This is a genomic window from uncultured Roseovarius sp., from assembly GCF_913057115.1.
GTDB lineage: Bacteria > Pseudomonadota > Alphaproteobacteria > Rhodobacterales > Rhodobacteraceae > Roseovarius.
Genome location: NZ_CAJXNN010000028.1, coordinates 1 through 18670, shown reverse-complemented (window position 1 = coordinate 18670; position 18670 = coordinate 1). Strand labels below are relative to the sequence as shown.

The following is an 18670-nucleotide window of genomic DNA, read 5'->3' as shown; positions in this document are numbered from 1 at the left end:
GGCTTTTTTGTGGACCGTACGAGTCGTACGAAACTGGGGCAGTTGCGGTGAGGGGGCGATATTCTGGGCTGTGGATGCAACACGGTTCTGCGGTGCGGAAAATGGGGGCTGGGAGGCTTTTCTCGACATTCATTCACCGTTTCGCCCGGGCTTGCCCCGGGCCGCGCCCGACCCTCCCCCCGGGAGGGCGCATGGGTGGCGGTATGCACCGAACCACAGGTTTAAGAGTGATGAGGTCACGTTGAGAATTGCGGTTGTGAAGCCCTCCCAGGGTCGGGCGCGGCCCTTCTTGCTACCGTCCAACAATCGCTTCATCCCGCAACCACCCCCAAACCGCGGGCCTCAATCTATTCCCAGGATACCGCGCAGGATGTTTTCGATCGGGTTGCCCCGGTTGGGCTGCGTGCGGCGTTGTTGGCGGCGGAGCGGTTCTTGCTGGACCTGCGGTTTGGGTTGCGGGCGGATCATTGGCAGGGGTTTGGGGTCGATCCCCTCGTGCACCCGGACCATGGTTTCGTGCCAGATCTCGGCGGGAAGGCCGCCGCCCGTCACGCCCGTCAGGGGCGTGTTGTCGTCATAGCCCATCCAGACCCCGGCCACGTAGTCGGCGGTGAAGCCAAGGAACCACGCATCGCGGGCGGCTTGGGTGGTGCCGGTTTTGCCCGCCGCCTCGCGGTCGGGCAATTGGGCGCGCCCGCCGGTGCCGCCGTGGACAACCTGGTGCATCATGTAGATCAACTCGCGCGCCGCTTCCTCACGGATCACGCGCTCGCCGATGCCGCCGCCGGTGCCCATGAGCGGCGCGTCGTCACCCAGCAGTTTGAGTTCGACCAAGCCATAGGGTGTGACCGAAGAGCCGCCGTTGAGAATACCGGCATAGGCCCCGGTCATTTCCAGAAGCGTGCTTTCCGAGGCACCGAGGGCCAACGCCGGGCCATCGGCCAGATCGCTTTCGATGCCGAAATCGCTGGCCACCTTGCGGACAAGATCGCGGCCCACGCTTTCGGAGACCTTCACGGCGGGGATGTTGAGCGAGTCGCGCAGGGCGCGGGCCAGCGTGACGCGGCCATAATGTTTGCGGGTGTAGTTTTCCGGGCACCAGCGGCCCGAGCCGGGAATGTCGAGGCAGTAGGGTTCATCGACCACAGTGGCGTCATGGGTGTAGCCCAGTTCCAGCGCCGTGGCATAGACAAAGGGTTTGAAGGCCGAACCGGTTTGGCGGCGGGCCATGGTTGCGCGGTTGAAGGCGCCGGTGACCTTGCTTTGGCGCCCGCCCACCATGGCGCGCACCGCGCCATCGGCGGACATGACCACAATGGCGGCCTGCGCCTCGGAGCCTTCGCGCACCTTGTTCTCGAAGATGTATTTCAGGGCCTCTTCGGCGGCGGTTTGCATGCGCTGGTCGAGGGTGGTTTTGATGATCACATCCTCGGTGGTGTCGCGGGTGAAGAACTCGGGCCCGGAATCCATCACCCAATCGGCGAAATAGCCGCCGGTCTGGGCTTGGGCCGCCTCGGAGAGGGTGGCGGGGTTGGCCTGTGCGGCGGCGGTTTCGGTATCAGAAAGATAGCCCTGTTCGTTCATCAGGCGCAGCACGGTGGCGGCGCGATCCTGCGAGCGTTTGAGGCTGGAGGTGGGGGCAAGCCGTGTAGGCGCGGTGAGAAGCCCGGCCAGCATGGCGGATTCCTGTGGGCTGAGTTTGCCCGCCGATTTGCCGAAATAGCGTTGTGCGGCGGCCTCGGCCCCATAGGCACCGCCGCCCATATAGGCGCGGTTGAGGTAGATCGAGAGGATTTGCTGTTTGGAGTATTTCGCCTCCATCGCCATGGCAAAGATGGCTTCCTTGGCCTTGCGGGCAAGGGAGCCACGGCGACAGTCGGCAACGTAGTCGGCCTCGGATTCCCATTCGGATTTGTCGTATTCGACGCCAAGGCACAGCAGTTTTGCGGTTTGCTGGGTGAGGGTGGAGCCACCGTGGCCCGAGAGCGGCCCGCGCCCTTCGCTGAGGTTGATGCGGATGGCGCTGGCGATGCCGATGGGGTCAAGCCCCGGGTGCATGTAAAAGCGCTTGTCCTCGGTGGCGATGACGGCGTTTTTCAAATGCGGGCTGACGGTTTCAGCGGTGACGACGCCGCCAAAGGTATCGCCGCGCCATGCGTAAACCTCGCCCTCACGGTCCAGCAGGGTGACCGAGCCGCGGGCGCGGCCATCAAGCAGTTCATTCACCGGCGGCAGGGTGGTGTAGGTATAGGCGACAGCGACGCCGACGACCAGGGCCACGACGGCGGTCACGCGCCAGCCGATGCCCCAGAGGATGCGGAAGGTCCAACCGAAGATACCGCGCAGGAGGCGCACAATCGGGTTGCGCGAGGGCGTGCGTTTGCGCCGCGCAGGGGTTTTGCGGCGCTTGGGCGCGGGTTTCTTTTTCTTGGATTTCGGTGTGCGCTTGTCCGCGACGAGGCGCGGTGTCTTGCGGCCTGAATTGCTCATGCTTGTCCTGCCCGGGACCAATCTGTTTTGCGCAGTCTACAGCCCCGGTTTGGAAATGTAGACCCCCGGGGTTGGGGTGCCTTTCCTTTTTATTTTGCACATTTCTTAGTCGTTTCGGATTTTATGCGCAATTTTTGTGCATATGATCCGGAGATTTCGGCCTGATTGCGTGGATTCATCTTCCGAATCCGGGGGCACCTTGGGTTTTCTGCACCTGCAAACGTCAGGTGACGCAACCGAAAGGGACACCAGTGAAACTCATCATAGCGACAATCAAACCGTTCAAGCTGGAGGAGGTCCGCGAAGCGCTGACCGAGATCGGCGTGCGCGGCATGATGGTGACGGAAATCAAGGGCTTCGGCTCTCAATCAGGACACACGGAAATTTATCGCGGCGCGGAATACGCCGTGAACTTCGTGCCCAAGATCAAGCTGGAGATCGCCGTGTCGGCGGCGATGGCCGATCAGGTGGTGGAAACCATCACCAACACGGCGCGCACCGGCAAGATCGGGGACGGCAAGATTTTCGTGCTCGACATCCAACAGGCCGTGCGCGTGCGCACCGGCGAAACCAACGACGACGCGCTTTGAGCCGTCAGGGGGAAAGGACAATGGATATGAAACGCTTTACACTCAAGGGCTTGGCCGCCGCCGCGCTGATCGCGGCGCCGCAGATGGCCTTGGCGCAGGACGCCGCCCCGGGCTTTGACGAGATCGGCCCGTATATCATGACGACCCTGCTGTTCTGCATGGCAGGTTTCCTTGTGTTCTTCATGGCCGCCGGGTTCGCCATGCTGGAAGGTGGTTTGGTGCGGTCCAAGAACGTGACCATGCAGATGACCAAGAACATCGCGCTCTATTCGATTGCCGCGATCATGTATTGGATGATCGGCTTCAACACCATGTACCCCGGTGATTTCAACGGTTTCTTCGCCATCGGCGGGCCGACCGTGCTGGACCCGGTGGGTGTGGCCGCGGCCGATGCGGCGCTTGATTATGCCTCGGTCGGGTCGGACTTCTTCTTCCAGTTGGTCTTTGTGGCCGCCACGGCCTCGATCGTGTCGGGCGCTTTGGCCGAGCGGATCAAGCTGTGGCCCTTCCTGATCTTCGTGGTGCTGCTGACCGGTGTCATGTACCCGATCTCGGGCTCGTGGCAGTGGGGCGGCGGCTGGTTGTCTGAAGCTGGCTTCTCGGACTTCGCTGGCTCGACCGTCGTGCACTCCGTGGGTGGCTGGGCCGCTCTGGCCGGTGCCATCGTGCTGGGCCCGCGTCTGGGCAAGTATGGCAAGGACGGCAAAGTGAACCCGATCCCCGGTTCGAACCTCGCTTTGGCCACTTTGGGCACGTTCATCCTGTGGCTCGGTTGGTTCGGCTTCAATGGCGGCTCGCAGCTGGCCATGGGAACCGTGGGTGATGTTTCGGACGTAAGCCGCATCTTCGCCAACACCAACATGGCCGCCGCTGCCGGTGCCGTGACCGCGCTGATCCTGACGCAGGTGATGTACAAGAAGCCGGACCTGACCATGGTCCTGAACGGTGCGCTGGCCGGTCTTGTGTCGATCACCGCCGAGCCGCTGGCGCCCACCCTCTTCGGGGCGCTCTGGATCGGGGCCGTGGGTGGTATCATCGTGGTGCTGACCGTGCCGATGCTGGACAAGTTCAAGATCGACGACGTTGTCGGCGCGATCCCGGTGCACCTCTTTGCCGGTATCTGGGGCACCATCGCGGTGGTCTTCTACAACAGCGATGCAAACCTGATGACGCAGCTGACCGGCATCATCGCCTACGGTGTCTTCACCTTCGTTGCCAGCCTCGTGGTCTGGTTCATCCTCAAGGCTGTCATCGGCATCCGTGTGGGTGAAGAAGAAGAGATCAGCGGCTTGGATATGACCGAGCTGGGCATGGAAGCCTATCCTGAATTCTCGAAAGGGTAATGACCTCCTTCCGGGTTACCCTTTGAGACACTTGCCCGGGCGTTCGCGCCCGGGCTTTTTTATTGGGCTTGCGGCCCAGAATCCCCCTTTCCAAGCAGGGCAATCCGGTCTATACGCGCGGCTTCACGCGGGGTTACAGCCTTGGAGGAACCCCGCCCTAACCTATGGAGAATTAACATGGCTGGAGAAATTCCTGATCTTCACGCCCAGGAACGCACGGGGACGGGCAAGGGCGCCGCTCGTGCAGCACGTCGTGCATTCATGGTTCCGGGTATCGTATTTGGTGGCGACGTCGATCCGCTGCCGATCCAAATCCCTTACAACATCCTGATCAAGAAGCTGAAGGATGGCCGCTTCAAGTCGACCCTGTTCAACCTCAAGGTTGACGGTCACGACGACGTGCGGGTGATCTGCCGGGATGTACAGCGCGACATCGTGCAAGACCTGCCGACCCACTTTGACCTGATGCGCCTGCGTCGCACCACCAAGATCAACCTTTTCATCCCCGTTGAATTCATCGGCGAAGAAGAGTGCCCCGCCCTGCGCAAGGGTGGCGTTCTGACCATCGTGCGTAACGAGGTGGAACTGATCGTGACCGCCGGGGACATCCCCGAGAAGCTGGTCGTCGATCTGTCGGGTGTCGAGAACATTGGCGACACCATCACCATTTCGAGCATTGATCTGCCGAGCGGCGCCAAGCCGACCATCGACCGTGACTTCGTGATCGCCAATATTTCGGCACCTTCGGCGCTGAAATCGGATGCGGATGACGAGGAAGATGAAGCCGATGCGGATGAAGTGCCGACCGTCGGCGACGAAGAAGAGGCCGAAGGCGGCGAAGAATAAGCCCCTGCCCTTCGATCCAAGGACATGGAAACGCGGAAAGCCCGGGCTTTCCGCGTTTTTCTTTACCTTGCGTTGATTTGGTGCCGGGGGGCGCGTAGGACAGGTTTGAGACAGACGAGGTAGAGGCGATGCAGCTTTTCGTGGGATTGGGCAATCCGGGGCCGAAATACGCAGCCAACCGGCACAACATCGGGTTCATGGCCGTGGAGCGGATTGCCGAGGATCATGGCTTTGCCCCGTGGCGGGCAAAATTTCAGGGCGAGATTTGCGAGGGGCGTTTGGGTGCTGAGAAGGTGCTGCTGCTCAAGCCCAAGACCTTCATGAACCTCAGCGGACAGTCCGTGGGCGAGGCGATGCGGTTCTACAAGCTGGAGCCGGGCGATGTGACCGTCTTTCACGACGAGTTGGACCTTGTGCCGGGCAAATGCCGGGTGAAGCGGGGCGGCGGCCACGCGGGGCATAATGGCTTGCGGTCAATCCATGCGCATATCGGGGCCGACTATACCCGCGTGCGCTTGGGCGTGGGGCATCCGGGCCGCAAGGAGATGGTGGCGCAGTATGTGCTACAGGATTTCGCCAAGGCGGATGGGGATTGGCTGGACGACCTGATGCGCGGGATTTCCGATGGTGCGCCAGAGCTGGCGGCGGGTCACGCGGACAAGTTTCAGAACGCCGTGGCGCGGCGGATGGCCCCTGCGAAGCCGGAAAAGCCCGCGCCGAAGGTGGAGGCAAAAAAGCCCATGAAAGCAGAAGAGCCTGCGCCACAGGATGAGCGGTCGCCCTTGCAGAAACTGGTGGACAAGTTTCGCTAGGATTGGCGCGGCGGGCGCGTTGGTGCGCCCGTTGCGGAAATACCGGGACGTTGTCCTTCACCCTTTCAGAGCGACAAGTTGATCGGCAAGCCTTGTCGCTGCCTGATCAGGGCTGTCCTCCGGTTCGACCAGCAATACTGTTGCGTTTTGATCTTTATAGAGGTCTACCGCCGCCAAAAAATTGCCGCGACGTTCCTCGAAAGCATCAATGTCACCGAATTTCTCGATGATACGTTCGCGCGCGTTGTCAATGCCGCTCTGGCGCTGGACAGCCCGGTTGAAAGCGACCTCCGCCGCGATGTCCAAAAATATCAACACATCACATTTTGGCGCAGAATTTATCAGTTGAAGAAAATCCAAACGCTGGTTCTTCTCAGGGTAAATTGTCACGCAGTGGTTCAAAAACCCCTCATCCAGAAACACCATCTCGTCAGGCCGCTGAAGATCCTGCGCCATTTGAAAATGGGCCCCGAAAAGAAAGAACAGGAATTTCTTGGTTGTTGCCTCCTCGAATGACTGCTCGGCTTTCGAAAAGAACTCTGGGTTCTTGGCTGAAAACCGAGTGAGCCGGAACAGCAGGTTCCTGTGAGGCTTGTTCCTGACGAACCGGGGGACATTCTTGTCGTCCGTACGCTTTTGAGCGATCGTGTTTGCATCCGTGAAAGACACATCCCGCTTTTCAAACTCTCGTTTCAATTCTTTCAGAAGTGTCGTTTTTCCGGACCCCGGCAAACCAGCGAGTTCAATCAGCATTCGCCGCCTTCCTGCACAGAACGTGGTAGATGTTGGAGTTTACGTCCGGATCCGATTTTACCAATCGTTTTTCGACCACTTCCAAGCCGGCCTCGCCAAGCAGCTCCGCGTTTCCCTCGGCGGACAGTTTGCTTTCCAAAATGACTTCCGGATCAATTTCTGCGCTTTCGTCCTGAGTATTCTCGCCCAGTTGGATGATCGCATATTGTTTTGTGACCCTTGCGAATTCGGACAAGGCCTTTTTCGCATCCTTGGCCACGATGATATCGCGCAGGAAACGCGTACTTACCAGCAAATCGAATTGGTTGTCGTCAAAATCCATCTCCATTGCGCTACCTACGGCAACTTTACACTTGTTGAAGTTGTCGCCGAGACTCTCCCGCGCTGCGGCGAGCATCTCGATGGAGGCATCGAGCCCATGAATGGTAAAGCCACGGTCGACGTAATAGGGAACAAAACGACCCGTGCCAAACGGAACGTCCAGCACGGACAATCCTTCCGGCAGAGTTTCCAGCAAAGATTGCATCTGCTCTTGCTCTACCTGCCACCAGCCCTGTTTGCTGCGGCGCTTTTCATAGTTAGCGGCAACTTTTCCATAATATGAATCGCCTTTGGCTCCGGATTTACCCATATCGACTGCTCCCTTTTTTTGACGGTTTACTAAATGCTGTCCGCGACCAGCTTGCAACATGACGGGTGGAACCCGCGATTTGTTTCGTCGAACTCGAAGAACAGATTTGTGAAACCGTTCTTCTTGTATGTCCGAAGTTTTTCCCACGCGATTTTCGTGGCGTCCCAACCCGATGAGTCATCTGCGCGTAGCGGTGGCGGGTTGAACCCGATGACAACCCCGCGACGGGCAATGCGGCAGAACTCGTCAACGATCTTGTCCCACTCGGCTGGCACGGCGTAGGCCTCTATCGCCTGATAGCAGCAGATGTAATCGAACGACTTGTCCTCGAAGTCATAGGGCACCTTCCCGGCGTCGAACAAATGCACCCGGGCGCCGATTGATTCGATGATCGGTTGATAAATCCAGCCGCTTTGCACCTTTCCCACGGGATTGCCGTGGAGCGACTGGAAAACCTGATCGTCCGAGGCGATTTTCCTGTATGTTTTTCGGTATCCCTCGGGCACGGCATAATCTGTTCCCTGCGCATCATGCCCGAGTGCATTCCAGATTTCGAGCATCGCGCCGTGGGCCGTTGAAAATTCCAGAATTTGCAACTTTTCGGTCGTGTCCACGGTTTCCGGCAGATGCGTGCAAATGCGGGTCCAGCTTCTTTTCAGATTGGCTGCGCGATCGAGGTATTTTTTTGCAATGGCACCACTGACATCATTCACGGCATAATTGCCGAGTTTATAGGGTTCGTTGATATCGAGGGGAGGAGCGGGAAACCAAGAATACTTGTGGTGAGCCGTTCGCTTTTTCATACTTGTTTACCAAAATTCCGTAGAGAGATCTCATCCGAGCGCAGCATCGCCCAACGAGGGCGGAAAAACAAATGCTATTTGCCTGTTAAACGCCTGTATCGCGCAGATCATTCCGGCAGCACAGGGCACGAAAAACTGCGCCCCAAGGTTGCGATTGGCGTAGTAGTCGTTGAAAGGATTGCGGCGGTTCGTCCAACATTTGGTGTTGTGGACCTTTCCATGGTGCAGTGAAGTGGTCACAGATTTTCGAACGGGTTTGCAGCATGTCCACGTATCGTGTCCTGATGTCTTGCTGCTTTTCTGCCCGAAGTGACAGGGGAAGCGAACATGCGTACGATTTTCAAATGGGGCGGGCGGATTGCCCTCATGGCGCTTTTGGCGGCCCTCGCGGTCGGCATTTTGAAGCGGGAGGAAATCAAGCGGCTTTGGGCGGTCAACACGCTTTTTGACGAGGGTAAGATCGTCGAGAATTTCTCGAACATGGAGCGCGCCTTTCTGACGGTGCCCTTGTCACGCGGGGATGGCCCTGTGACACCCCTGCCGCAAGGCCCGGCGATGGTCTTGCCCGAGGGGGCGGCGGAATGGATCGAGGCGCGCAGCGTGACCTCGCTTCTGGTGCTGGATGCAGGCCAGATCGTGCATGAAAGCTATCACCTCGGCACCGGGCCGGAGGACCGGCGGATCAGTTGGTCGATGGCCAAGAGTTTCCTGTCGGCTCTTTTTGGGATCATCGAGGCGGAGGGCGCGATCGACTCGCTTGACGATCCGGTGACGAAATACGCCCCGCAACTTGCCGGCAGCGCCTATGACGGGGTGAGCATCCGGCATGTCCTGCAAATGACCTCCGGGCTGGAATTTGACGAGGATTATCTGGACTATGATTCAGACATCAACCGCATGGGCCGGGTTCTGGCGCTTGGTGGCACGATGGATGGGTTTGCCGCCGGTTTGACCGCGCGGGCCGCCGCGCCGGGGGCGGTTTGGGAGTATGTTTCGATAGACACCCATGCGCTTGGCATGGTCATTCGCGGGGCCACGGGGCGCGATATTCCGGAGTTGATGAGCGAGAAGGTGATCGCGCCCTTGGGGCTTGAGGCCGCCCCCTATTACCTGAGCGATGGCGAGGGGGTGGCCTTTGTTCTGGGCGGGCTGAACCTGCGCAGCCGCGACTATGCGCGGTTTGGCCTGATGTACGAGCAAGGCGGGCGGATCGCAGGCCAACAGGTGGTGCCCGCCGATTGGGTGCGCGCCTCGACCCGCGCCAGCGCGCCAACCCTGCCCGGCGAGACCGGCTATGGCTACCAGTGGTGGAATCCGGTGGGTGCGCCCGAGGGCGTCTTTTTCGCACGTGGCATTTACGGGCAGTACATCTACATTGATCAGGCGCGTGATACGGTGATCGTGGTGACAGGAGCCGACCGGCAGTTTCGCGAGGACGGTGTGCATGAGGCCAATGTCGCCATGCTGCGCCGGATCGCCGAGGCGCTTTGAACGAAGGGGAAGTGATGCAGTTTGTTGCGATGAACCGGTTTGAGATCCGCGAGGGCCATGAAGAGGGGTTCGAGCGGATGTGGGCGGAACGCGAAAGCCACCTGAAAGAGACCCCCGGCTTTCGCGAGTTCCGGCTGTTGAAGGGGCCACAGGGCGATGGTGTGACCCTGTATATCAGCCACGCGGTTTGGGAGAGCCGGGCGGATTTCGAGGCCTGGACCAAATCGGCGCAGTTTCGCGCCGCCCATAAGGATGCGGGGGCATCGAAAACCCAGGACGCGATGCTTGGCCCGCCGCAGTTCGAGGGGTTCGAAACCGTGCTGCATGAGGCATGAGCGCGGTCATATGGTAATGGAGGTTGCGCGATGATCGGCAAAGACGAAGCGGTGAATGCTCTGGGCGGGCGTTTGGAGAAATGCTCGGACGACCCTTTGACCGGGTTTTTCCGGGATGGGCATTGCAACACCTGCGACGAGGATCAGGGCAGCCACACGGTGTGCGCCCTGATGACCGCCGAGTTTCTGGCCTATTCGAAATACGTGGGCAATGATCTTTCGACCCCGCGCCCGGAGTTCGGCTTCGACGGGTTGAAACCCGGCGATCAATGGTGCCTGTGTGCCGCGCGGTTCTTGCAGGCGCATGACGAGGGCTGTGCCCCCAAGGTGCGGCTGGCGGCGACGCATCAGCGGGCGTTGGAGATCGTGCCGCTGGAGGTTTTGCAGGCGCATGCGGAGGCTTAAGGCCGCGCCACGGGCTCAGGCGCTTTTCTTGGGCGTATCCTGATCCATTGGGGGCTCTACCCCCGGCAGGCCGTTATCTTCCATCAGATCGTCGATGAAGAGGCTGAGCAACTGGGCGCGGCTGCTGACCCCGGCCTTGCGGTAGATGGCATTGCTTTGCGCCTTGACGGTCCCTTCGGAGGTCTGGCGCAACGCGGCGATATCCGACAGTGACAGCCCCTTGATGGAAAACAGCGCCACGTCACGTTCAGCCGGCGTCAGGCCCCAAGTGTCAAAACGCTCTTCCAGCACCTGGGCGAAAGCGCCCGAGGCAAGGCGCAGCCCCTCTTCGGCGCGCTGTTGGCGGCCGATGGAGTGGCGCAACAAGACGCCGGTGGCCAGCACGCCCAGTAGCAGGCCGACGGCCGCGCCGATCTCGATCATCTCGTAAAGCTGCCAGGAAATAGGCGCGGCCCGCAGGCCCAGAAGCGTGACCGTGATGTCATAAAGAAAAACCCCCGCGCAGGCGATTTGCACGGCAAACAGGATGATATGCGGCAAGGGGCGCTTCATCAGTCGTCATCCGCGTCGTGATCGTTGTCGAGCACGCCACGGCGGCGGTCGCGGTCATCGTCATCATCATCGTGGTAATCGTCGTCATCGTCCCGGTCATCATCGTCGTCGTCGCGATCGTCATCATCGTCGTCGTCATCCAGTTCGACCCAATAGTCGCGCAGGATATGGCCGGTGTTGGGGTTGAGGATGATCTCGCGCAGCGTATCGTCTTCCTCGGCGACGATTCGCACCCGGCCCAGCCATGTGCGCGTCACCTCGATCTCGTCAAACCCTTGGTCGCGCAATTGTTGCACGATCCGGTCCTGGGCGGTCTGGGCCTGCGCCACCCCGGCCAGCGGGGCCAGCGACAGGCAGGCAATGAGAAGCGAACGGCGGAGCATCTGGGGATCCTATACGATGGGGCAGGCCTTATTACCCCAATCTGGCACGAAAAAACCCCCGGCGACAGGCACCGGGGGTTTATTTCAGGCGGTATAAACCGAAGTTTAGTCCGCGTCGCGGCCTTCGGTATCGCCCATGTCAAAGCCAAGGTGCTTGGCGACGGTGAAGATATCCTTGTCGCCCCGGCCACACATGTTCATGCAGATGATGTGATCTTTGGGCAGCTCGGGCGCGATTTTCATCACATGCGCCATGGCATGGCTGGGTTCCAGCGCGGGGATGATCCCCTCTTGTGCGCAGCAGAACTGGAAGGCTTCCAGGGCTTCTTTATCTGTGATGGAAACATATTGCGCGCGGCCAATCTCGTGCAGCCAGCTGTGTTCGGGGCCGATGCCGGGGTAATCCAGACCCGCCGAAATGGAATAGCCTTCGAGGATCTGGCCATCGTCGTCTTGCAAAAGATAGGTGCGGTTGCCGTGCAAGACGCCCGGGCGGCCACCGGTGAGCGAGGCGCAATGCTCCATCTTCTCATTCACGCCTTTGCCGCCGGCCTCGACCCCGATGATGCCCACCTCCTTGTCGTCAAGGAAGGGGAAAAACAGGCCCATGGCGTTCGATCCACCACCGATGGCGGCGATGATCGTATCGGGCAGACGGCCTTCGGCGGCTTGCATCTGCTCCTTGGCTTCCTTGCCGATGATCGACTGGAAATCGCGGACCATGGCGGGGTACGGGTGCGGCCCGGCGACGGTACCGATGCAGTAGAAGGTATCGCGCACATTGGTCACCCAATCGCGCAGCGCATCGTTCATCGCATCCTTGAGCGTGCCACGACCAGAGGTCACCGGTACCACCTCGGCCCCCAAAAGGCGCATGCGGAAAACGTTGGGCGCTTGGCGTTCAACATCATGCGCGCCCATGTAGACCACGCATTTCAAGCCGAACTTGGCACAGACGGTGGCGGTGGCCACGCCGTGTTGCCCGGCGCCGGTTTCGGCGATGATCCGGGTCTTGCCCATGCGGCGGGCAAGGATGATCTGGCCCAGCACATTGTTGATCTTATGCGCGCCGGTGTGGTTCAACTCATCGCGCTTGAGGTAAATCTTGGCCCCGCCCAGCGCCTCGGTCATCCGCTCGGCGAAATACAGCGGGCTGGGGCGGCCGACGTAATGGGTCCAAAGATGATGCATCTCGTCCCAGAAACTCTGGTCGGTCTTGGCATTCTCGTATTGCTCTTCCAATTCGAGGATCAGCGGCATCAGGGTTTCGGACACGAAGCGCCCGCCGAAGTCACCGAACCGGCCCTTTTCGTCAGGTCCGGTCATGAAGGAATTGAAAAGATCGTTCATCGCTGTCTGCCTTCCCGTCTGGGCCGTTTGATCCTGCTGTTCAATATGGGACACCGGCGGGATTTTCCAGCGAAAACCTAAAGCATCCGCATGACGTGCAGGCGCGCCCACAGATCCGGCTCGGCCAGCAGATAGGGCCGGAAGGGGCGGCTGACCTCGATCTCCTCCCATGTACCCTTGGCCAGCAAATCATCAATCACCTTTGGAAAGCCCTGCTCTCCCCATGTGGCGGTCAACAGGTTGAACACGCCCACCCCACCGGGCCGGGTGACCCGTGCCAATTCGTAAAGGCTCTCGGGTGGCGCATGGCCCGGCCCGAAAGACCCGATACAGGTGAAACCGGCGAAAAGATCGTCCTCAAAGGGTAAACCCTCGGCCATATTGGCCTGCTCAAAGCCGGCATAGGCCGCCGTCTTTCGCGCCGCCGCGATCATCTCGGAAGACAGATCACAGCCGATGATCGGCGCATACCCCAGCGTGGCGAGGCTGTCGCCGACCAATCCGGTCCCACAGCCTGCATCAAGAACGGGCCCCTCGGTCACTCCAAGATGACGTGCCAACATCCCCGCGCCCAATCCCGGCAAGCGAAAGCCCTTGGCCAGATTATCGGCATCATAGCTGGCCGACCACTGGTCATAAGCCGCGCGCGATTCCTCGGGCGATTGCGCCCCATAGACGCTTTCAAGTATCTCTTTGTGCCCGCTCATGCGCATACTCCCATCGTTCAAACTATCAAAGCCCCCGAAGCGAAAAACAATCCCTTTCTTCTGTTCAAAAATATCCTGGGGGAGGCGTTGAAAATCTTTCGATTTTCAACGTCGGGGGCAAAGCCCCCTATCGGCGTGCGAAGCACGCTTAACCAGCGCGGCGAAGCCGCTCCTTTTGGTCTGGGCAGCTTAGTCCAGATACCGCTTGAACCCCACATGCGAGGCCTCAAACCCCAAACCTTCATAAAACCTGCGGCTGTCGCTGCCGGCGGCGTTCATCGTCAATTGAATCAACCGGCATCCTGCCGCGCGTGGCGGCACGAAAGCAAATCATGCTCGAGCGGCAGCCACGAAATCGGCCATCTTCTGGGCGTCCTTGAGCCCCGGCGCGCTTTCCACACCGGAGGAAACATCGACTTGCCGCGCACCGGTCGCGCGCACGGCGTCGCCCACGTTTTCGGGGTTGAGACCACCTGCCAGCATCCAAGGCACCGGCCAACGTCGCCCCGCCACCAGCGACCAGTCAAAGGCCACGGCATTGCCGCCGGGGCGTTCTGCCTCTTTCGGCGGCTTGGCGTCGATCAGCAATTGATCGGCGACCTTGGAATAAAAGTCGATCTGCGTCAGGTCGGTTTTCGTCTCGATGCCGATGGCCTTCATCACCGGCAACCCGTACCGCGATTTCACTTCCGACACGCGAGCGGGGCTTTCCTTGCCGTGAAGCTGCAACATGTCCAGCGGCACCTCGGCTGTCAGCTCATCGAGCATGGCATCATCGGCATCGACGGTCAGCGCTACCTTCACGATACCTTCAGGCACCGAGGTGGCCATGAAACGGGCCGCTTCAAGCTCAAGGTGGCGGGGGGATTTGGGGAAAAAGACAAAGCCCACGTAGGAGGCGCCCGCCACGATCGCGGCGGGGATGTCGGCGGTTTCCGTCAAACCACAGATTTTGACGCGTGTGTCCTTGGCCATGGCCGGGGTTTAACCGGCCTCGTCCAGAAGTGCCAGCACCTCGTCCTTGCCTTGGTGCTTTTCGCCCTTCAGGCGCCGCACTTCGGCGCGCAGGGCGCTGAGTTCCCGCGCCTTGCGCGCGGCCTCGGCCCGCTCCCCGTGCTCGCGAATCCATTCCCAGATCAACCCGACGATGAACCCGGTGAAAACACCGCCGAAAATCACCACGAACAGCGGCACTTCATAGCTGGGGTTGAGCGCGGCCATACCGGCCAGTTCATCGGGCCAGACCTTGACCGACACCATCCCGCGGTTGGCCAGTGCAATCAGGATGAGCGCCAGCGCGAAGATGGCGATCGAGGCATAGCGAACGTAGCGCATCAGGATTTCCCGTTCAGTCGATCTCGCAGCAATTTGCCGGTCTTGAAGAACGGCACGTGTTTTTCTTCCACGCTCACCGTTTCACCGGTGCGCGGGTTGCGGCCGGTTCGGGCGTCACGTTTCTTGACCGAAAACGCGCCGAAACCGCGCAGTTCCACGCGGTTTCCCTCGGCCATGGCATTGGTGATTTCGTTGAAGATCGTGTTCACGATCCGCTCCACATCCCGCTGGTACAAGTGCGGGTTTTCGTCAGCAATCTTTTGAATCAATTCCGATCTGATCATCGGGGTCCTCCCACGGATCTTTTTTGGTCGCGCCCGTCATTTAACGTCACGACTATAGATAGAAAGTTGAAAAACCGAAACAGAAAGGCGGGCCGGAACAGCAGGAAAATTCCCAGAAATTCGCCACTTGGGGGCAATTTCCTCACTTGCCATGGGGATATTGGCACCACTCCGGGCCATCCGCTTGGCCTTGGCGCCTGCCCATGGCGTTACGATTCGGCACCGGGCATCGCGCACAAAAAAACGCCCCGGGACAGGCCCGGGGCGTTTTGAACTTTCTTGATCGGCTGATCTCAGTCGTCGTCGCGTTTAAGCGCGGCGCCAAGAATATCGCCCAGCGACGCACCCGAATCCGAGCTGCCGAACTGTTCGACGGCTTCTTTTTCTTCGGCGATCTCGCGGGCCTTGATCGAAAGACCAAGACGGCGCGATTTGCTGTCGATGTTGGTGACGCGGACGTCGATCTTGTCACCGACCGAGAAACGCTCGGGGCGTTGTTCGGCACGGTCACGCGACAGGTCGGAGCGGCGGATGAAGCTCTTCATGCCTTCGTATTCCACCTCGATGCCGCCATCTTCGATCGCGGTCACTTCGACGGTGATGATCGAGCCACGCTTCACGCCGCCAACGGCATCGGCGAAGGGGTCGCCATCCAGCGCCTTGATCGAGAGCGAAATGCGCTCTTTCTCGACATCCACTTCCGAGACGACGGCCTTAACCATGTCGCCCTTCTTGTAGTTCTGGATCGCGTCCTCGCCACGCTCGTCCCACGACAGGTCCGAAAGGTGAACCATGCCGTCGATCTCGCCGGGCAGGCCGATGAACAGGCCGAATTCGGTGATGTTCTTGACCTCGCCTTCGACTTCGGTGCCGACGGGGTGGGTTTCGGCGAAGACTTCCCATGGGTTGCGCTGCGTCTGCTTGAGGCCAAGCGAGACACGGCGTTTGCTGGGGTCGATCTCCAGCACCATGACTTCGACTTCCTGAGAGGTCGAAACGATCTTGCCGGGGTGCACGTTCTTCTTGGTCCAGGACATTTCCGAGACGTGAACCAGACCTTCGACACCCGGCTCCAGCTCAACGAATGCACCGTAGTCGGTGATGTTGGTCACGCGACCAGTGTGCACCGAGCTCAGCGGGTACTTGGCGGCAACCAGATCCCAGGGATCTTCCTGCAGCTGCTTCATGCCAAGGCTGATGCGGTGGGTGTCTTTGTTGATCTTGATGACCTGCACGTTGACGGTTTCGCCAATCGACAGGATCTCCGACGGGTGGTTCACACGGCGCCATGCCATGTCGGTGACGTGCAGCAGACCGTCGACACCGCCCAGGTCCACGAAGGCCCCGTATTCGGTGATGTTCTTGACGACGCCTTCCACGGTGTCCCCTTCGGCCAGCTTGGCGATGACCTCGGCGCGCTGTTCGGCGCGGCTTTCTTCGAGGATCGCACGGCGCGAGACAACGATGTTGCCACGGCGACGGTCCATCTTGAGGATTTGGAAGGGCTGCTTGAGACCCATCAGCGGGCCCGCGTCGCGCACGGGGCGCACGTCAACCTGGCTGCCGGGCAAGAAGGCCACTGCACCGCCCAGATCGACGGTAAAGCCGCCTTTGACACGGCCAAAGATCGCGCCTTCGACACGCTGGTCGTCGGCATAGGCTTTTTCCAGACGATCCCAGGCTTCTTCGCGGCGGGCCATCTCGCGGCTGATAACCGCTTCGCCACGGGCGTTTTCCGCCGCGCGCAGGTAAACCTCGACTTCGTCGCCGACTTCGATTTCGGGCGCTTCACCGGGGTTTGCGAATTCCTTGAGTTCGACACGGCCTTCCATTTTGTAGCCGACGTCGATGATGGCTTGGCCCGCTTCGATCGCGATGACCTTGCCTTTGACAACAGAGCCCTCGTTGGGCGTGTCCATTTCGAGGCTTTCGTTAAGGAGGGCCTCGAATTCCTCCATTGATGCGTTCTGAGCCATGTGGCGTCGTTTTCCTTTACAAGTGCATTTTACGGGCCGCGCGGTTGTCTCCGCCGGTCTTTGATGAAAGCCCTACCGCTTCGCTACTTGAGGGCAGAGCTGTTTTGCCCTTCCGAAGAAGAGCGGCTTTATCAACCCGGCAAACCACAAAACAAAGAGGGCCGGTATCCCGACCCTGCTCGATGTCTTTGATCTGTGGCGGTTTCCGCCTTGTCGACAGGGGGCGTTTAGCCGCTTGGCCCCTTGATTGCAAGTCTTATCCGGCCACAACGGTTGACCGGGCAAAGACCCGCTGTTAGCCGTCCAACCGGTCACCGCCAAGCAGGAGGCTCGAACATGAGCTTTTCCGAAGCCGTCGCAACCCAAGGCCCGCTGCTGCGACTCTGGGTCGGGTGGATGACCCTGCTCATGGTCGGAACGCCGCTCCTGCTCTTGATCCATAAAACCTGTCGGCGCGAGGGCGCGGTTCTGCTGGCCGCTGCAATCGCGAATATCTCCCTCATGATGTGGCTCTACGGACAAATGGGATTCGTGCGGCTTTTGGGGTTGCCGCATCTGCTGATCTGGACGCCCTTGGCCGTCTATATGATGCTGATGTTGCGCAATCACCGGATGCCGCGCCTGCCACGCTTGGCAAGCTGGACGTATCTGATCACAATCATCATATCGCTCGTGTTTGATTACATTGACGTCGCGCGTTGGCTCTTGGGGGAACGTGGATCGATCCCACCCGCCTGACATCAGACGGATCAGCCGCGCCGCGCCTCCACCTCCGAGATCGCCGCCGCCACGGCCTCATCAATGCTCATCCGCGAGGTGTCGAGCATCACCGCATCTTCGGCAGGCTTCAAGGGGGCCGCGGCGCGGGCGCTGTCGCGTTCGTCCCGGGCGCGCAAATCGGCCAGCACCTCGTCATAGGTCACATCGTGCCCCCCTTCGGTGAGTTCCTTGAACCGCCGTTCGGCCCGGATGTCGTCAGAGGCGGTGACGAAGAGCTTCACCTCGGCCTCTGGGCAGATCACCGTGCCGATGTCGCGCCCGTCCAGAACCGCGCCCCCGGCCCGCCGGGCAAAAGCGCGCTGAAAATCCACCAAGGCCTGCCGTACTTCCGGATCAGCCGCCACGCGGCTTGCCGCCTGTGCCACTTCAGGGGTGCGCAGATCGCCCGCCTCCAGATCTTCGGCCTGCAAAGACTGCGCGGCCTCTACCGGATCAGTGCCATCCAATGTCCGCCGCCCCGTGGCGCGATACAACAGCCCCGTGTCCAGATGCGCAAAGCCGAAATGCGCCGCCACCGCCTTTGACACCGTCCCCTTGCCCGCCGCCGCGGGCCCGTCGATTGCAATGGTAAATGCCATGTCTCACCCCTTGATCTGCCAAGAAGGACTAGAGCAAGCGCGCAAAACCCTCAAGCAGGGCGCATCTCTTCTTCTGTTCCAAAATATCCCGGGGAGTCGCCCGAAGGGCGACGGGGCAGCGCCCCAAATTCATACTGTCAGAAAAATTCTTGGAGCGGGTAACGGGAATCGAACCCGTAACTTAAGCTTGGGAAGCTCGCGTGATACCTTTTCACCATACCCGCGC

The 18670-nt window shown here is 60.2% G+C and carries 21 protein-coding genes and 1 tRNA gene; 8 read left to right on the top strand and 14 right to left on the bottom strand.

Features of this window, described 5'->3' with window-relative positions:
- Window positions 1-342 precede the first annotated feature (342 nt).
- Window positions 343-2490 carry a transglycosylase domain-containing protein gene (locus QZ498_RS12200; protein WP_294622612.1) on the bottom strand — a complete coding sequence of 716 codons (2148 nt, stop codon included), beginning with the start codon at window positions 2488-2490 and terminating at the stop codon, window positions 343-345.
- A 251-nt stretch (window positions 2491-2741) separates the two neighbouring features.
- On the opposite strand from QZ498_RS12200, the gene QZ498_RS12195 reads away from it, so the two are divergent.
- The 4 genes from QZ498_RS12195 to pth all read left to right on the top strand — a co-directional run bounded on the left by QZ498_RS12195 (window position 2742) and on the right by pth (window position 6081).
- Window positions 2742-3080, top strand: a complete 339-nt coding sequence (locus QZ498_RS12195; protein ID WP_294622610.1) for a P-II family nitrogen regulator — start codon at window positions 2742-2744, stop codon at window positions 3078-3080.
- Window positions 3081-3100: 20 nt separating this feature from the next.
- Window positions 3101-4423 (top strand): ammonium transporter, encoded by a 1323-nt coding sequence (locus QZ498_RS12190; RefSeq protein WP_294622607.1) that lies wholly within the window; start codon window positions 3101-3103, stop codon window positions 4421-4423.
- 177 nt (window positions 4424-4600) lie between these two features.
- Window positions 4601-5269, top strand: coding sequence for a 50S ribosomal protein L25/general stress protein Ctc (locus tag QZ498_RS12185; RefSeq protein ID WP_294622605.1), 669 nt, complete (start codon window positions 4601-4603; stop codon window positions 5267-5269).
- A 128-nt stretch (window positions 5270-5397) separates the two neighbouring features.
- Window positions 5398-6081: an aminoacyl-tRNA hydrolase gene (gene pth / locus QZ498_RS12180; RefSeq protein WP_294622603.1), complete on the top strand. Its 684-nt coding sequence runs from the start codon at window positions 5398-5400 to the stop codon at window positions 6079-6081.
- 57 nt (window positions 6082-6138) lie between these two features.
- Here the strand turns inward: pth and QZ498_RS12175 are convergent, their stop codons facing one another.
- The 3 genes from QZ498_RS12175 to QZ498_RS12165 are packed head-to-tail and all read right to left on the bottom strand — an operon-like array spanning window position 6139 to window position 8268.
- Entirely contained in the window at window positions 6139-6834 is a 696-nt protein-coding gene (locus QZ498_RS12175) for an AAA family ATPase (protein WP_294622601.1), read from the bottom strand.
- Window positions 6824-7465 (bottom strand): class I SAM-dependent methyltransferase, encoded by a 642-nt coding sequence (locus QZ498_RS12170; protein WP_294622600.1) that lies wholly within the window; start codon window positions 7463-7465, stop codon window positions 6824-6826. Before QZ498_RS12170 ends, QZ498_RS12175 begins: the two co-directional genes overlap by 11 nt.
- A 29-nt stretch (window positions 7466-7494) precedes the next feature.
- On the bottom strand, window positions 7495-8268 hold the full coding sequence (locus tag QZ498_RS12165; RefSeq protein ID WP_294622598.1) for a methyltransferase domain-containing protein: 774 nt from the start codon (window positions 8266-8268) through the stop codon (window positions 7495-7497).
- 327 nt (window positions 8269-8595) lie between these two features.
- Between QZ498_RS12165 and QZ498_RS12160 the strand changes: the two genes are divergently transcribed.
- The 3 genes from QZ498_RS12160 to QZ498_RS12150 are packed head-to-tail and all read left to right on the top strand — an operon-like array spanning window position 8596 to window position 10499.
- Window positions 8596-9759: a serine hydrolase gene (locus QZ498_RS12160; protein WP_294622596.1), complete on the top strand. Its 1164-nt coding sequence runs from the start codon at window positions 8596-8598 to the stop codon at window positions 9757-9759.
- 14 nt (window positions 9760-9773) lie between these two features.
- Window positions 9774-10094: an antibiotic biosynthesis monooxygenase gene (locus QZ498_RS12155; protein ID WP_294622594.1), complete on the top strand. Its 321-nt coding sequence runs from the start codon at window positions 9774-9776 to the stop codon at window positions 10092-10094.
- Window positions 10095-10124: 30 nt separating this feature from the next.
- Window positions 10125-10499, top strand: a complete 375-nt coding sequence (locus QZ498_RS12150; RefSeq protein ID WP_294622592.1) for a DUF2237 domain-containing protein — start codon at window positions 10125-10127, stop codon at window positions 10497-10499.
- Window positions 10500-10514: 15 nt separating this feature from the next.
- On the opposite strand, the gene QZ498_RS12145 is transcribed toward QZ498_RS12150, so the two are convergent.
- The 8 genes from QZ498_RS12145 to rpsA all read right to left on the bottom strand — a co-directional run bounded on the left by QZ498_RS12145 (window position 10515) and on the right by rpsA (window position 17086).
- Complete coding sequence (locus QZ498_RS12145) at window positions 10515-11051, bottom strand: LuxR C-terminal-related transcriptional regulator (protein ID WP_294622590.1); 537 nt, start codon at window positions 11049-11051, stop codon at window positions 10515-10517.
- Complete coding sequence (locus tag QZ498_RS12140; RefSeq protein ID WP_294622588.1) at window positions 11051-11434, bottom strand: hypothetical protein; 384 nt, start codon at window positions 11432-11434, stop codon at window positions 11051-11053. The genes QZ498_RS12145 and QZ498_RS12140 overlap by 1 nt, the downstream gene beginning before the upstream one ends.
- A 105-nt stretch (window positions 11435-11539) precedes the next feature.
- Complete coding sequence (trpB, locus tag QZ498_RS12135) at window positions 11540-12784, bottom strand: tryptophan synthase subunit beta (protein ID WP_294622586.1); 1245 nt, start codon at window positions 12782-12784, stop codon at window positions 11540-11542.
- A gap of 77 nt (window positions 12785-12861) precedes the next feature.
- On the bottom strand, window positions 12862-13491 hold the full coding sequence (locus QZ498_RS12130; RefSeq protein ID WP_294622584.1) for a class I SAM-dependent methyltransferase: 630 nt from the start codon (window positions 13489-13491) through the stop codon (window positions 12862-12864).
- Window positions 13492-13821: 330 nt separating this feature from the next.
- Window positions 13822-14466, bottom strand: a complete 645-nt coding sequence (locus tag QZ498_RS12125) for a phosphoribosylanthranilate isomerase (RefSeq protein ID WP_294622582.1) — start codon at window positions 14464-14466, stop codon at window positions 13822-13824.
- Window positions 14467-14475: 9 nt separating this feature from the next.
- Window positions 14476-14826 carry a LapA family protein gene (locus tag QZ498_RS12120; protein ID WP_294622580.1) on the bottom strand — a complete coding sequence of 117 codons (351 nt, stop codon included), beginning with the start codon at window positions 14824-14826 and terminating at the stop codon, window positions 14476-14478.
- Entirely contained in the window at window positions 14826-15110 is a 285-nt protein-coding gene (ihfB, locus tag QZ498_RS12115; RefSeq protein ID WP_294622579.1) for an integration host factor subunit beta, read from the bottom strand. Before ihfB ends, QZ498_RS12120 begins: the two co-directional genes overlap by 1 nt.
- 293 nt (window positions 15111-15403) lie before the next feature.
- Complete coding sequence (rpsA, locus tag QZ498_RS12110) at window positions 15404-17086, bottom strand: 30S ribosomal protein S1 (RefSeq protein ID WP_294622577.1); 1683 nt, start codon at window positions 17084-17086, stop codon at window positions 15404-15406.
- A 336-nt stretch (window positions 17087-17422) separates the two neighbouring features.
- Between rpsA and QZ498_RS12105 the strand changes: the two genes are divergently transcribed.
- A complete protein-coding gene (locus QZ498_RS12105; protein ID WP_294622575.1) occupies window positions 17423-17824 on the top strand; it encodes a hypothetical protein in 402 nt (133 codons plus the stop codon).
- Window positions 17825-17835: 11 nt separating this feature from the next.
- Here QZ498_RS12105 and cmk read toward each other — a convergent pair whose 3' ends face one another.
- Window positions 17836-18444, bottom strand: coding sequence for a (d)CMP kinase (cmk, locus tag QZ498_RS12100; protein WP_294622573.1), 609 nt, complete (start codon window positions 18442-18444; stop codon window positions 17836-17838).
- Between the two features lie 150 nt (window positions 18445-18594).
- A tRNA-Gly gene (locus QZ498_RS12095) sits at window positions 18595-18668 on the bottom strand.
- Between the last annotated feature and the right edge of the window lie 2 nt (window positions 18669-18670).

Coding starts and splice junctions, on each gene's coding strand:
- QZ498_RS12150 (WP_294622592.1), top strand. CDS start 10,125: ATGATCGGCAAAGACGAAGCGGTGAATGCTCTGGGCGGGCGTTTGGAG.
- QZ498_RS12140 (WP_294622588.1), bottom strand. CDS start 11,434: ATGCTCCGCCGTTCGCTTCTCATTGCCTGCCTGTCGCTGGCCCCGCTG.
- trpB (WP_294622586.1), bottom strand. CDS start 12,784: ATGAACGATCTTTTCAATTCCTTCATGACCGGACCTGACGAAAAGGGC.
- QZ498_RS12125 (WP_294622582.1), bottom strand. CDS start 14,466: ATGGCCAAGGACACACGCGTCAAAATCTGTGGTTTGACGGAAACCGCC.
- QZ498_RS12155 (WP_294622594.1), top strand. CDS start 9,774: ATGCAGTTTGTTGCGATGAACCGGTTTGAGATCCGCGAGGGCCATGAA.
- QZ498_RS12190 (WP_294622607.1), top strand. CDS start 3,101: ATGGATATGAAACGCTTTACACTCAAGGGCTTGGCCGCCGCCGCGCTG.
- QZ498_RS12130 (WP_294622584.1), bottom strand. CDS start 13,491: ATGAGCGGGCACAAAGAGATACTTGAAAGCGTCTATGGGGCGCAATCG.
- rpsA (WP_294622577.1), bottom strand. CDS start 17,086: ATGGCTCAGAACGCATCAATGGAGGAATTCGAGGCCCTCCTTAACGAA.
- QZ498_RS12170 (WP_294622600.1), bottom strand. CDS start 7,465: ATGGGTAAATCCGGAGCCAAAGGCGATTCATATTATGGAAAAGTTGCC.
- ihfB (WP_294622579.1), bottom strand. CDS start 15,110: ATGATCAGATCGGAATTGATTCAAAAGATTGCTGACGAAAACCCGCAC.
- QZ498_RS12200 (WP_294622612.1), bottom strand. CDS start 2,490: ATGAGCAATTCAGGCCGCAAGACACCGCGCCTCGTCGCGGACAAGCGC.
- pth (WP_294622603.1), top strand. CDS start 5,398: ATGCAGCTTTTCGTGGGATTGGGCAATCCGGGGCCGAAATACGCAGCC.
- QZ498_RS12145 (WP_294622590.1), bottom strand. CDS start 11,051: ATGAAGCGCCCCTTGCCGCATATCATCCTGTTTGCCGTGCAAATCGCC.
- cmk (WP_294622573.1), bottom strand. CDS start 18,444: ATGGCATTTACCATTGCAATCGACGGGCCCGCGGCGGCGGGCAAGGGG.
- QZ498_RS12165 (WP_294622598.1), bottom strand. CDS start 8,268: ATGAAAAAGCGAACGGCTCACCACAAGTATTCTTGGTTTCCCGCTCCT.
- QZ498_RS12120 (WP_294622580.1), bottom strand. CDS start 14,826: ATGCGCTACGTTCGCTATGCCTCGATCGCCATCTTCGCGCTGGCGCTC.
- QZ498_RS12175 (WP_294622601.1), bottom strand. CDS start 6,834: ATGCTGATTGAACTCGCTGGTTTGCCGGGGTCCGGAAAAACGACACTT.
- QZ498_RS12105 (WP_294622575.1), top strand. CDS start 17,423: ATGAGCTTTTCCGAAGCCGTCGCAACCCAAGGCCCGCTGCTGCGACTC.
- QZ498_RS12160 (WP_294622596.1), top strand. CDS start 8,596: ATGCGTACGATTTTCAAATGGGGCGGGCGGATTGCCCTCATGGCGCTT.
- QZ498_RS12185 (WP_294622605.1), top strand. CDS start 4,601: ATGGCTGGAGAAATTCCTGATCTTCACGCCCAGGAACGCACGGGGACG.